Below are 11,230 nucleotides of genomic sequence, written 5' to 3'. Positions count from 1 at the left end.
TTCCCGCGCGTCGCCGGCAAGCTCGCCTGGATGGCGGTCGAGACCATGGTCGCCCGCCAGCTAACCCTCTTCGCGGCGCGCGAGAAGGACAGCGGCCGGCGCTGCGACATCGAGGCCGGCATGGCCAAGCTGCTGGCGGCGCGCGTCGCCTGGTCGAACGCCGACGCCGCGCTGCAGATTCACGGCGGCAACGGCTACGCCCAGGAGTATCGAATCAGCCGCGTGCTCTGCGACGCCCGCATCCTCAACATCTTCGAGGGCGCCGCCGAGATCCAGGCCCAGGTCATCGCCCGCGGCCTGCTCGCCCGCGGGCGCAATTGACGACGGCGCCGGGAAGGGCCGTGCCGGCCAGGGACCGGCGGCGGCGCCCCCTCCTGCTCCACCTTTTGGTGCTCCTCGCCCTGGCCTGCCTCGCGCCGCCGGCGGTCGCCGCAGAGGAGCGCGCGCCGATCCTCGAAAGCCCCTTCTCGCTCGGCGACGCCGAGTTCCGCCGGTCCTGCCAGCGCGCGCGCGGCTACAGCCGGGACCAGTGCAACTGCGCGGTGCGAGCCCTCGACCGGGGCTTCGCCGGCAAGGACCGCGACATAGGGCTGCTCTACCTGCAGCTCACCCTGATCGCCGAGCACGACGTCGAGGCGATCATGGGCTGGCTCGAGGAAGGCGGCGACGGCCCCTGCCCGCGCAAGGCCGCCGGCCCCGTCGTCCAGGAGATCGCCCGACTGCACCTGGCGCCGGGCTACCTGCACGGTGCGTTGCGCCTGCTCGAGATCTCGCCCGAGCGCTTCAAGGCGTGGGAGCGACGCGACGAGATCCTGGCGGTCCGCGCAAGCTGCCTGCCGGCGCCGCCCTCGGTGGTCGCGCAGGCCCGGCGCATCGAGGCCTGCATCGAGGAAGCCCTCGAGATCAAGCACTGCTCGCGCTGCCACGACTACCGCGGCGTCGACCTCATGGAGTGAGGCGCTTCCGGGGCAGGAGCCCCTCAGGGCGCGATCGGCCCGTCGCCGGAATGTTCCGGCAGGTCCTCGGCCGTGCGGTACCAGGACAGGCGGCTGGCGACCCAGACGTGGCGGCGCGGCCTCAGCGCCTCGGGATCGTCGAGGCTCGGCAGGTTGAGATCCAGGGTCGGACCCGGCTCGCGCGTTCGATAGACCAGCTGGCTGCCGCAGGCGGCGCAGAACTCGCGCTGGCCCCAGTCGGAGGAGCGGTGCACCCGCGGCTCGCCCTCGGTGTAGCCGAACCCGGCGCGGGGCACTGTGACCCAGACCATGGCCGGCGCGCCCGAGAGCTTCTGGCAGATCCGGCAATGGCAGTAACCGGCGTCGAGCGGCGCGGCGGTCACCCGGTAGCGCAGGGCACCGCACAGGCAGCCGCCCGTCAGGGGAAGCGCGGTCGCGGGAATGGTCGGGGGGGCTGTCATCGGGGCGAGCCTTCCTGTCTTCGAAGGAGCGTCGCCATCCTGGCACAGCAAAGGCCGCGCGGCCCAGGGGCGGCGCGGCCTCGAAGAGTTCCCTCGCAAGTTCGGCCGGGACGCGCAGCGGCGTCCCGCGGCGTCAGCCCTGGCGGGCCTTGAAGCGCGGGTTCTTCTTGTTGATCACGTAGACGCGGCCCTTGCGGCGCACGAGGCGGCAGTTCTTGTCGCGCGTCTTCGCGGTCTTGAGCGAGTTGATGACCTTCATCGGAATGACCCTTGCCGGCGGCGCTGCCGGACCTCTCGGCTTGTCGGAAGGCGCGCTATATATCGGGCGCCCGGACCGCTGTCAACGTGGCTCGCGCCGCGGCGTGGGGGCCGTCGGCCCGGCGGAGGCGAGGCGGCGCCTACCAGTCGGACAGCAGCTTGTTGGCCCGCGTCGAGAGCGCGTGGAAGCGATAGAGCTTGAGCTCCCCGGCATCGAGCGCGGCCTTGCGCAGCGTCCAGAGCTCGGCCTCCTCCTTGACGATCTGGCCCTGCTCGGCGTCGAGCTGCTGCTTGCCGACATCGGCCATGAAGCCGCTCCAGCCCTCGACCAGGGCCTCGCGGTACTGGGCGGTCACGTCTGCCGCGACGCGCAGATCGAGACCCAGCTCCTTGAGCGTCTCCGAGTAGTCCTCGGCGCGCCACGGCTGGGCCGCGGTCGCCTCGGCGTTGCGCCAGCGCTCGTAGATCGGCCCTGCGGTCTCGCCCTTGACGAAGTCGGTGATGATCAGCTGGCCCTTGGCCTTCAGGCCCTCGGCGATGGCGCTGAGAGCGCCGAGCTTGTTCTCGACGCCGAACAGCGCCTGGCGGACCAGGATGCAGTCGTAGCCGGCGCGCTTGACCTCCAGGTTCTCGATGTCGCAGGCGGTGACCGCCGCCTTGCGGGCCAGGCCGGCCTTCTCGGACAGGGCGGCCGCGGCCTGGGCGAGGCCGGGGTTCGGCTCGAGGGCCGTGACCCAGCTGCCGAATTCCTGGGCGATCAGGCGCGCCGAGCCGCCGAGGCCGGAGCCGATTTCCAGCACGCTCATGGATTCGTTGAGGCCCACGGGCTTGATCAGTGCGCGGGTCTGGTCGGCCTCGCCGGGACTGTTGAAGCCCTCGCCCCAGAGCTGCTGGGCGAGGTCGATCCGGGGAGTCTCCCAGGCCAGACGCTCGCGCTCGTAGCGCACTTCGTGGCCAGGGGTCGGGTCGCCGGCCGCGAGCCGGCGATGCACTTCCAGGTCGTAGCCGTCCCACCAGGCCTTGAGCCGCAGCCCCAGCGGCAGCTTGCCGCCGGCCTTGGTTTTCCGTTGACTGTCGTCGGCGATTGACATGCCGTGTGGCCCACCTCGCCTGATGCCCATGACTCCTGGCAGAAAGCCTAGTCGGTTATCGTGAAGCCATCGTTAACACACGAACGAAGCCCGGCCGGACCGCCGCCGCTCCACGGTGGCGACCGCAGCCCGCTGCACGCGCTAGCCGAGATTCCGGAGGCGGGCTGGCTGGACCTCTCGACCGGCGTCAATCCTTGGCCCTACCCGCTGGTCGAAGCGACCGCCGAGAGCTGGCGGCGGCTGCCGGAGGCCGCGGCCGAGACCGTCTTCGCCGAGGCGGCGCGGCGCTACTACGGGCTGGACGGCGCCGCGGCGCTGGCGGCGGCGCCCGGATCCCAGGCCCTGATCCAATGGCTGCCGCGGCTGCTGCCGCCCCGGCGGGTCGCCGTGCTCGGCTTCACCTACAAGGAGCACGCGCGGGCCTGGGCCGCCGCCGGGCACGAGGTCGCCGAGACCGAGGACGGCCGCCTGCCGGAGGCGGCGGAGATCGCCGTGCTGGTCAACCCCAACAACCCCGACGGCGCCCGCCGGACGCCTGCCGAGCTGGCCGCCCTGGCCGGGCGACTGCGCCGCCGCGGCGGCCTGCTCGTCGTCGACGAGGCCTTCGCCGACCTCGACCCCGAGGGCTCCCTGGCCGGCCTGGACGACCTTCGCGGCCTGGTCGTGCTGCGCTCCTTCGGCAAGTTCTTCGGCCTGGCCGGCCTGCGCCTGGGCTGCGCCTTCGGCGACCCCGGGCCGATCGGCCGGCTCGCCGAGGCGCTGGGACCCTGGGCGCTGCCCGGGCCGACGCTGGAGATCGCCGCACGCGCCTTCGCGGACCGGGCCTGGATCGCGGCGACGCGCCGCCGCCTCGCCGAGGCCTCCGGCCGGCTCGACGCGCTGCTCGCGGCGGCCGGCCTCGAGCCGCTCGGCGGCACCGACCTGTTCCGGCTCGCCGACCACGCCCGCGCGCCCGCCCTGTACGAGCGGCTGTGCCGCGCCGGCATCCTGGTCCGCCGCTTTCCCGAGCGGCCGCGGTGGCTGCGCGTCGGGCTGCCACCGGACGCGGCGGCCGAGCGGCGCCTGCTGGCGGCGCTGGGCGCCTGAGCCTTGGAGGACTCCCGGGTCCTGCTGCTGCTCCTGGCGCTGCTGCTCGACGCCGTGGTCGGCGACCCGGCCTGGCTGTGGCGGCGGCTGCCGCACCCGGTCGCGCTCGCCGGCCGCGCGATCGACCGGCTCGACCGGCGACTCAACAGAAGCGGCGTCCCGCCCTGGCGCGCGCGCCTCGCCGGGGCCGCCGGGCTCGCCGTGCTGCTCGGCGCCGCCGTCCTGCTCGGCCTCGCCCTCGAGGCCCTGGGAATCTGGCCGCTCGAGGTGGTGCTGGTCGCGACGCTGCTGGCCCAGCGCAGCCTCTACGAGCACGTCGCGGCCGTCGCCGCCGCGCTGCAGGGCGACGGCGCCGGCGCGAACCTGGAAGCCGGACGGCGGGCCGTGGCGCGCATCGTCGGGCGCGATCCCGAGCGGCTCGACGCCGCCGGGGTCTGCCGGGCGGCGATCGAGTCGCTGGCCGAGAACTTCTCCGACGGCGTCGTCGCACCAGCCCTCTGGTACGCCGTCGGCGGGCTGCCGGGCCTGTTCGCCTACAAGGTCCTGAACACGGCCGATTCGATGATCGGCCACCGCAGCGAGCGCCACCGCCACTTCGGCTGGGCGGCGGCGCGCCTCGACGACCTGGTCAACCTGCCGGCCTCGCGCCTCTCGGCGCTGCTGATCGCCCTCGCCCGACCGCAGCGCCTGCCGCAGGCCCTGGGCGCGGTCCGCCGCGATGCCGGGCGCCACCGATCGCCCAACGCGGGCTGGCCGGAAGCGGCCATGGCCGGCTCTCTCGGTCTCGCCCTCGCCGGACCGCGCGCCTACGCCGAGGGCGTGGTGGAGGATGCCTGGATGAACCAGGGCGCAGAGAGCGACGCCGGGCCGGGCGACGTCGAGCGGGCGCTGCGGCGCTACCGGGACGCCTGCCGGCTCGGCTGGGTGCTCCTGGCGCTGCTCGCATTGGGTGCCGTCGCCATCAAATGAGCGCACTCGAAAGTGGTTGCCGACTCGGGCGCTTTCTGATCTTAATGATTCGTTGACTGTTCGCGTTGTAAAGCTTCACAGGTCGAGCCCGCTATTCGTCCCTGGACGATGGGCTCATCGTTCGGACCTCGGTCCGTTCCTTGTGACGCCTCCCTGTTCAACTTGCCGCCGGGCCCTCGCCCGGCGGCGTTTTTGTGTGGGCTCGCCCACCTGTGCGCCCGGCCGCACGCCAGGGCCCGCCGCCCGCGCGCAAGAGTCGCTTGACCGGGGGGTCACACCCTCATAGGCTTCGTCCCGGCAAGTTGGCAGGGTAAGGCTTCAAATAACGAGAGGGCCGCGGGCGCCACGCCGAGCGGCCCTCCGCCTTTTCGGACCCCACCTTCCGCCCCCCGACATCGACTGTTGCCCCGCTGCGTTCGCCGCTAAGGTGCGGCGCCGGGCGTGCGCCCGGGCGCACGCAACGACAGCAGGCGGGGCAGCGATCCATGGCCGAAGCCAAGTTCCTCAAGCTCGACACGCTGGCCCTGCATGCCGGCCAGCGCCCCGATCCGGTCACCGGCGCGCGCGCCGTGCCGATCTACCAGACCACCTCCTACGTGTTCCGGGACACCGACCACGCCGCCGCGCTCTTCAACCTGGAGCAGCCCGGCTACATCTACAGCCGGATCGGCAACCCGACCGTGGCCGTTCTCGAGGAGCGGATCGCCGCCCTCGACAAGGGCGTCGCGGGGATCGGCACGGCCTCCGGCCACGCCGCCCTGTTCCTGACCGTGACCACGCTGATGGGCCAGGGCGGCCACATCGTCGCCTCGCGCTCGCTCTACGGCGGCTCGATCAACCTCTTCGTCCATACCCTGCCGCGCTTCGGCATCGAGACCACCCTCGTCGATCCGCGCGACCCGGCGGCCTTCGAGGCGGCGATCCGGCCTGAGACCCGGCTGATCTTCGGCGAGCTGGTCGGCAATCCGGGCCTGGAGGTCATGGACCTGCCGGCGGTCGCCGAGGTCGCCCGGCGCCACCGGCTGCCGGTCGCCATCGACAACACCTTCCTGACGCCGTACCTGGCGCGGCCGCTCGAGCTCGGCGCCGACCTGGTGCTGCACTCGGCGACCAAGTGGCTCGGCGGCCACGGCCTGGCGATCGGCGGCCTGCTGGTCGACGGCGGGCGCTTCGACTGGGAGGGCTCAGGCAAGTTCCCGACCCTGACCGAGCCCTATGCCGGCTACCACGGCATCGACTACGCCGAGGAGTTCGGCCCCGCCGCCTTCGCCCTGCGGGCCCGCACCGAGGGCCTGCGCGACTTCGGCGCGGTGATGGCGCCGCAGACCGCCTTCTACCTGCTGCAGGGCGTCGAGACGCTGCCGCTGCGCATGGAGCGGCACATGGCCAACAGCCTGAAGGTCATCGACTTCCTGCTCGGCAACGAGGCGGTCTCCTGGGTCCTGCATCCCTCGATTCCCGAGCATCCCGACCATGCCCTGGCCGAGCGCCTGCTGCCCAAGGGCGCCGGCTCGATCGTCTCCTTCGGGGTCAAGGGCGGGCGCCAGGCCGGCCGCAAGTTCATCGAGGCCTGCCAGCTCGCCTCGCACCTGGCCAATGTCGGCGACGCCAAGACCCTGATCATCCATCCGGCGAGCACGACCCACTCGCAGATGAGCGGCGAGGAGCTGCGCGCCGCCGGCGTCGGCGAGGACATGATCCGCCTCTCGGTCGGCCTGGAGGATCCCGACGACATCGTCGCGGACCTGCGCCAGGCCCTGCGCACCTCGCAGCGCTAGGATCGAGTGCCATGGAGCTAACGATTGACGAGCGCAGCGTCTTCGCGGCCACCGGCGGCCAGCCCTTCGACGCCGGCCGGCCCGCCGTCGTGCTGGTCCACGGCGCCGGCATGGACCGCACCGTCTGGGCCGCCCAGAGCCGCTACCTCGCCCATCACGGGCGCGCCGTCCTGGCCGTCGACCTGCCGGGCCACGGCCGCAGCGAGGGCCCCCCGCTGGCGACCGTGACGGCTCTCGCCGACTGGCTCGCTCGTCTGCTCGACGCTGCCAGGCTCGAGCGGGCCGCCCTGGTCGGGCATTCGATGGGCGCGCTCGCCTGCCTGGCGGCGGCGGCGCGCCATCCCGGCCGGGTCCGCGCCCTGGGCCTATGCGGCTGCGCCGCCGCCATGCCGGTGCATCCCGACCTGCTGGCGGCGGCTGCCGCCGACCGGCACGAAGCGCTCGACATGATCAACGCCTGGGGCCACGGCGGCGGCAGCCATCTGGGCGGCCATCCTCAGGCCGGCACCTGGCTGATCGGCGGCGGCAACCGGCTGCTCGAGCGCGCCGCGCCCGGCGTGCTGTCGGCCGACCTGCAGGCCTGCGCCGGCTTCGCCGAGGGCGAGGCGCTGGCCGCACAGGTCGCCTGCCCGACGGTCGTGGTCGTCGGCGAGGACGACCGCATGACGCCGGCGCGGGCCGGGCGGCAGCTGGCCGGCCTGATCCCCGGGGCCTCGGTCGCGGCGATCGCCGACTGCGGCCACATGATGATGACCGAGAAGCCGCGCGAGACCCTGGAGGCGCTGCTGCGTCTGGCGTGACGGCGCGCGCCGGTTACACCGGCCGCGTCGGCACCCGCTCGAGCACCTCGCGCGGGTCGACGTCCAGGTAGTCCTCGACCCCGATCGCCTTGTCGATCGAGCGCCCGTCCCCGGCGAGGGGGAAGATCGCCGACTCGTAGGTCAGCTCGAGGTCCGAGAGCGCGCGCCAGAGCACCCGGCCGAAGACCGGGGCGCGCGACTCGAGCATCAGCCTGTAACCGGCCTCCAACGCCGCCCGCTCGCGCGGGTGATCGAACCGGAGCTCCTCGAGGTAGCGCCCGGTGATGTCGCGCCGGGAGGTCTCGGCGATCGCCGTGCCGACCAGCCGGTAGCGCACCCGCAGCGGCGCCGGCTCGACGTCCATGATCAGGATGTTCGGCAGCAGCGGCTTGAGGTCGTCCGGCTCGATCGCGGTGCGCGACGGCAGCAGGCCGTCGCGGCACAGGGCCTGCCAGTAGCGGTGGAAGCCGGCGATGCGCCCGGAGCTGCAGACGGCGGCGTCGCTGACGTAGGAGTGTGGGCTGCGGCTCCGGGACCCGCTCACCCGCCAGGCCCGTGCACGGCGGCGCGGCGGGAGGCGCTGCCCCCTGGGCGCGCGGCATCGGCCTTGCTATAGGCTGGCGCGGCACCCTGGTTCCCGCCCTGGTTCCCACCGACCCGAACGGAGGTCCCGAGCCTTGCCCCAGAAGCCGGCCGCACCGCTGTCACGCAGCACCTATCCGCATTTTCTGCGCATCCCGACCCGCTGGATGGACAACGACGTCTACGGTCACGTGAACAACGTCGTCTACTACAGCTATTTCGACACGGTGATCAACGACTGGCTGATCCACCAGGGCGGCCTCGACATCCGTGGCGGCGACACCATCGGCATCACGCCCGAGACCTACTGCCAGTTCCGCGCCTCCTTCAGCTTCCCCGACATCATCGAGGCCGGCCTCGCCGTCGGCCGCCTGGGGCGCAGCTCGGTGACCTACCTGATCGGGCTGTTCAAGGAGGGCGAGGCGGAGGCTGCGGCGGTCGGGCATTTCGTCCACGTCTTCGTGGATCGCCGCACGATGCGCCCGGGCGAGGCCATGCCGCCGGGCATCCGGGCCTGCCTCGAGCCGCTGGTCATCGACTGGCCCGGGAGCGCCTGAGGCAAGCGGCAAAGAAAAAGCGGCCGGGCGTCGCCGCCCGGCCGCTTCCTTGAGGTCGGCCCGATCAGGGCCTCCGGCCGTCAGGCTGCGGCGGCCTGGTTCTCGATCGCCTTGGTCTGCGAGCGCTCGACCCGCTCGATCTCGACCGAGCGCGGCTTCATCGCCTCGGGGATCTCGCGATAGAGCTCCACATGCAGCAGCCCGTTCTCCAGCTTGGCACCCTGGACCTTGATGTGGTCGGCCAGCTGAAAGGTCCGCTGAAAGGCCCGCGTCGCGATGCCGCGATGCAGGAAGGCGGGCCGCGCCTCCTCCTCGCCCTCGCTGCCGGCCTTGCGGCCCTCGATCAGCAGCTGGTTCTCGCGAACCACCACCGAGAGATCCTCCTCGGCGAAGCCGGCCACCGCCATGGAAATGCGGTAGGCGTTGTCGCCGGTCTTCTCGATGTTGTAGGGCGGATAGCTCGGCGCCTCCTCAACCCGTCCCACGGTATCCAGGACGTTCATGAGGCGGTCGAAACCGACGGTCGCGCGGAGCAGGGGCGACAGGTCATAGCTACGCATTGGCTCAATCCTCCATCAGAGCGATTTCACGTCGGCCGCCCACACGAGCGTGTCGAGCGGCCAGTCTGCGTCCGTCGACAGGCAACCCGCTTGCGGCGTAGCCTCTCGACGTTAGGCTAGATGGGCAGCTCTGGAGCCCGGATCAAGAGGCGCCAAAGCCTTGTCGTCCAAGGGGATCTTAACTTTTCCAGGCCTATGACCGACGATCGAGAGCCGCAGAACGGACGCGCCGTGCCCGCCGCCGATACCGCCATCTCCTTCCTGGACGGCACCTACCGCGAGGCCCTCGCGCTGACCCGCGAGGCGCGCGACTACGTGCTGCACCAGGAGCGCCGGGACAAGGCCGCGCTGCCGCCGGACCAGCAGCTCGTCGCGAGCTGCGAGAGCCTGCGCATGACCGCGCGCCTGACCCAGGTGGTCTCCTGGCTCATGGTCCAGAAGGCGGTGCAGGCCGGCGAGCTGGATCGCACCCAGGCCGCCGCCCCGGAGCTGCGCCTGTCCGGCCACGAGGTCTGCGGCGTCACCGAGCCCGCCGGCCCCATCGCCCTGCCGGACCGTCTGGGCGAGCTGCTCCAGCGCAGCCATGCCCTCTACAGCCGCGTCGAACGGCTGGACGCACTGCTCGATTCCCCGCCGCAGGCGCCCGACTGAGGCCTCGCGGCCACGCCATGCCGCCGGCGCATGGCTCGCCCCCGACCCATGCAAAGATCGCGCTCCTGCTCCGGCCGGGGAGGCGCCACCTGTTGCGCTGCCGGCATCCCGCCGCGCCCATTCGGAGAGCTCCCTTGTCGAACCGCCCTTCGGCCGCCCGCGCCGGTGCTTCCCTCGGCGCCCTCGCCGCCGTCGCCGCCACCTTTGTCCTCGTCGCCCTCGTCGTCGGCAGCCTGGAGTTCAGCGTCGTCTGGGGCCTGGGCGGAGTGCTCGACCTGCCGTCGGGCGTGCTCCAGGGCGGCCTGCTGGCGGCGGCCGTAGTCGCTCTGGTGATCGGCGCCCAGGCGGCGCGCCGCTCCTGGTTCGCCGAGCGCCAGGAGTTCTCGGCCTCCGGCCCGGCCGCCGACGACGCGCCGCCGGCGGCCTGACCGCAGCGACCGGCCCGACACGCCTCATCCCCCATGGTCTATCTGGAGATCGCCGCCGGGCTGGTGTGCCTGCTGGCCGGCGGCGACGCGCTGGTGCGCGGCGCCGTCGCGCTGGCGCGCCGACTCGGCATCTCGCCGCTGCTGATCGGCCTGGTGCTGGTCGGCTTCGGCACCTCGACGCCGGAACTGATGACCAGCCTGGAGGCCGCTTTCCTCGGCGCGCCGGGCATCGCCATCGGCAACGTCGTCGGCAGCAACACCTGCAACATCCTGCTGATCCTGGGCCTCGGCGCCCTGCTGCGGCCGATCGCGGTCGCGCCCGCGGCCTTCCGGCGCGACGGCAGCGTCATGGCCCTGGCCGCCCTGGCCTGCCTCACCCTGGCGTTCACGGGAACGCTGGAGCCGGTCATCGGCCTCGGCTTCCTGCTCGTGCTCGCGGTCTACCTCGTCTTCAGCTACCGCCAGGAGCGGACCGTCGGCGGCGCCTCGGCCGAGCTCCACCGCCAGGAGGCCGCCTCGGTCCCGACGGCCGCGATCGAGCCGCCCTCGCGCCTGCCGCTGGCCCTGCTGCTGGCCTTCGGCGGGCTCGCCGGCGTGCTGTTCGGGGCCCGCCTGCTGGTCGGCGGCGCGCTCGAGGTGGCCCGCGAGGCCGGCCTGTCAGAAACCGTCCTGGGCCTGACCCTGGTCGCGGTCGGCACCTCGCTGCCGGAGCTGGCGGCGACCCTGGTCGCGGCGCTGCGCCGCCAGGGCGACGTCGCCCTCGGCAACATCGTCGGCAGCAACATCTTCAACGTCTTCGGCATCCTCGGCGTCACCGCGATCGTCGAGCCGATTCCGGTGCCGCCGCAGATCCTGGCCTTCGATGTCTGGGTGATGCTGGCGGCGACGGCGGCGCTGATCGCCGCGGCCCTGTTGTGGCGCCGTCTCGGGCGGCTGCTCGGGCTGGGCTTCCTGGCCGCCTACGGGGCCTATCTCGCCGTGCTGTTCACGCAGATGGCCTGAGCCGGGCCGGGCAACCCGGGCCGTAACCCGAACAAGCGAAGGGGGGGGGGG

At 72.8% G+C, this 11,230-nt stretch carries 15 protein-coding genes; 10 read left to right on the top strand and 5 right to left on the bottom strand.

Features of this window, described 5'->3' with window-relative positions; all coding sequences use genetic code 11:
• Window positions 1-321: acyl-CoA dehydrogenase family protein (locus tag WD341_RS08290; protein WP_368424971.1), on the top strand; the 321-nt coding region annotated here is incomplete at its 5' end.
• A 20-nt stretch (window positions 322-341) separates the two neighbouring features.
• A complete protein-coding gene (locus WD341_RS08285; protein WP_368424970.1) occupies window positions 342-956 on the top strand; it encodes a hypothetical protein in 615 nt (204 codons plus the stop codon).
• A gap of 23 nt (window positions 957-979) precedes the next feature.
• On the opposite strand, the gene WD341_RS08280 is transcribed toward WD341_RS08285, so the two are convergent.
• The 3 genes from WD341_RS08280 to WD341_RS08270 all read right to left on the bottom strand — a co-directional run bounded on the left by WD341_RS08280 (window position 980) and on the right by WD341_RS08270 (window position 2,766).
• A complete protein-coding gene (locus WD341_RS08280) occupies window positions 980-1,417 on the bottom strand; it encodes a GFA family protein (protein ID WP_368424969.1) in 438 nt (145 codons plus the stop codon).
• Between the two features lie 133 nt (window positions 1,418-1,550).
• Window positions 1,551-1,676, bottom strand: a complete 126-nt coding sequence (ykgO, locus tag WD341_RS08275) for a type B 50S ribosomal protein L36 (protein ID WP_368424968.1) — start codon at window positions 1,674-1,676, stop codon at window positions 1,551-1,553.
• A 139-nt stretch (window positions 1,677-1,815) separates the two neighbouring features.
• Window positions 1,816-2,766 (bottom strand): class I SAM-dependent methyltransferase, encoded by a 951-nt coding sequence (locus WD341_RS08270; protein ID WP_368424967.1) that lies wholly within the window; start codon window positions 2,764-2,766, stop codon window positions 1,816-1,818.
• A gap of 60 nt (window positions 2,767-2,826) precedes the next feature.
• Here WD341_RS08270 and cobD point away from each other — a divergent pair, with 60 nt between their 5' ends.
• The 4 genes from cobD (at window position 2,827) to WD341_RS08250 (ending at window position 7,399) form a co-directional block, all read left to right on the top strand.
• Window positions 2,827-3,852 carry a threonine-phosphate decarboxylase CobD gene (gene cobD / locus WD341_RS08265; RefSeq protein ID WP_368424966.1) on the top strand — a complete coding sequence of 342 codons (1,026 nt, stop codon included), beginning with the start codon at window positions 2,827-2,829 and terminating at the stop codon, window positions 3,850-3,852.
• 3 nt (window positions 3,853-3,855) lie between these two features.
• A complete protein-coding gene (cbiB, locus tag WD341_RS08260) occupies window positions 3,856-4,821 on the top strand; it encodes an adenosylcobinamide-phosphate synthase CbiB (RefSeq protein WP_368424965.1) in 966 nt (321 codons plus the stop codon).
• 485 nt (window positions 4,822-5,306) lie between these two features.
• Window positions 5,307-6,599 carry an O-acetylhomoserine aminocarboxypropyltransferase gene (locus WD341_RS08255; protein WP_368424964.1) on the top strand — a complete coding sequence of 431 codons (1,293 nt, stop codon included), beginning with the start codon at window positions 5,307-5,309 and terminating at the stop codon, window positions 6,597-6,599.
• 11 nt (window positions 6,600-6,610) lie between these two features.
• A complete protein-coding gene (locus WD341_RS08250) occupies window positions 6,611-7,399 on the top strand; it encodes an alpha/beta fold hydrolase (RefSeq protein ID WP_368424963.1) in 789 nt (262 codons plus the stop codon).
• A gap of 13 nt (window positions 7,400-7,412) precedes the next feature.
• Here WD341_RS08250 and WD341_RS08245 read toward each other — a convergent pair whose 3' ends face one another.
• Window positions 7,413-7,943: a PAS domain-containing protein gene (locus tag WD341_RS08245; protein WP_368424962.1), complete on the bottom strand. Its 531-nt coding sequence runs from the start codon at window positions 7,941-7,943 to the stop codon at window positions 7,413-7,415.
• Between the two features lie 133 nt (window positions 7,944-8,076).
• On the opposite strand from WD341_RS08245, the gene WD341_RS08240 reads away from it, so the two are divergent.
• Window positions 8,077-8,538, top strand: a complete 462-nt coding sequence (locus WD341_RS08240) for an acyl-CoA thioesterase (RefSeq protein WP_368424961.1) — start codon at window positions 8,077-8,079, stop codon at window positions 8,536-8,538.
• An 80-nt stretch (window positions 8,539-8,618) separates the two neighbouring features.
• Here WD341_RS08240 and WD341_RS08235 read toward each other — a convergent pair whose 3' ends face one another.
• Window positions 8,619-9,098, bottom strand: a complete 480-nt coding sequence (locus WD341_RS08235; RefSeq protein ID WP_368424960.1) for an Hsp20 family protein — start codon at window positions 9,096-9,098, stop codon at window positions 8,619-8,621.
• 231 nt (window positions 9,099-9,329) lie between these two features.
• Here WD341_RS08235 and WD341_RS08230 point away from each other — a divergent pair, with 231 nt between their 5' ends.
• From WD341_RS08230 to WD341_RS08220, 3 genes are all read left to right on the top strand, one after another.
• The gene (locus WD341_RS08230; RefSeq protein WP_368424959.1) at window positions 9,330-9,749 is read left to right on the top strand and encodes a DUF1465 family protein; all 420 of its coding nucleotides are present in this window, start codon (window positions 9,330-9,332) and stop codon (window positions 9,747-9,749) included.
• A 134-nt stretch (window positions 9,750-9,883) separates the two neighbouring features.
• Window positions 9,884-10,177 (top strand): hypothetical protein, encoded by a 294-nt coding sequence (locus WD341_RS08225; protein ID WP_368424958.1) that lies wholly within the window; start codon window positions 9,884-9,886, stop codon window positions 10,175-10,177.
• Between the two features lie 33 nt (window positions 10,178-10,210).
• A complete protein-coding gene (locus WD341_RS08220; RefSeq protein WP_368424957.1) occupies window positions 10,211-11,179 on the top strand; it encodes a calcium/sodium antiporter in 969 nt (322 codons plus the stop codon).
• Window positions 11,180-11,230 lie beyond the last annotated feature (51 nt).

The sequence above is a fragment of the Tistlia sp. genome (assembly GCF_040905785.1).
Classification (GTDB): Bacteria; Pseudomonadota; Alphaproteobacteria; order Kiloniellales; family DSM-21159; genus Tistlia.
The sequence above is the reverse complement of the archived record's forward strand: the minus strand, read 5'-3'. Positions and strand labels throughout refer to the sequence as shown.

What these genes read in the sequence shown, in the direction of transcription:
- WD341_RS08220 (WP_368424957.1), top strand. Translation starts at nt 10,211, where the DNA reads ATGGTCTATCTGGAGATCGCCGCCGGGCTGGTGTGCCTGCTGGCCGGC.
- WD341_RS08255 (WP_368424964.1), top strand. Translation starts at nt 5,307, where the DNA reads ATGGCCGAAGCCAAGTTCCTCAAGCTCGACACGCTGGCCCTGCATGCC.
- WD341_RS08280 (WP_368424969.1), bottom strand. Translation starts at nt 1,417, where the DNA reads ATGACAGCCCCCCCGACCATTCCCGCGACCGCGCTTCCCCTGACGGGC.
- WD341_RS08270 (WP_368424967.1), bottom strand. Translation starts at nt 2,766, where the DNA reads ATGTCAATCGCCGACGACAGTCAACGGAAAACCAAGGCCGGCGGCAAG.
- ykgO (WP_368424968.1), bottom strand. Translation starts at nt 1,676, where the DNA reads ATGAAGGTCATCAACTCGCTCAAGACCGCGAAGACGCGCGACAAGAAC.
- WD341_RS08250 (WP_368424963.1), top strand. Translation starts at nt 6,611, where the DNA reads ATGGAGCTAACGATTGACGAGCGCAGCGTCTTCGCGGCCACCGGCGGC.
- WD341_RS08235 (WP_368424960.1), bottom strand. Translation starts at nt 9,098, where the DNA reads ATGCGTAGCTATGACCTGTCGCCCCTGCTCCGCGCGACCGTCGGTTTC.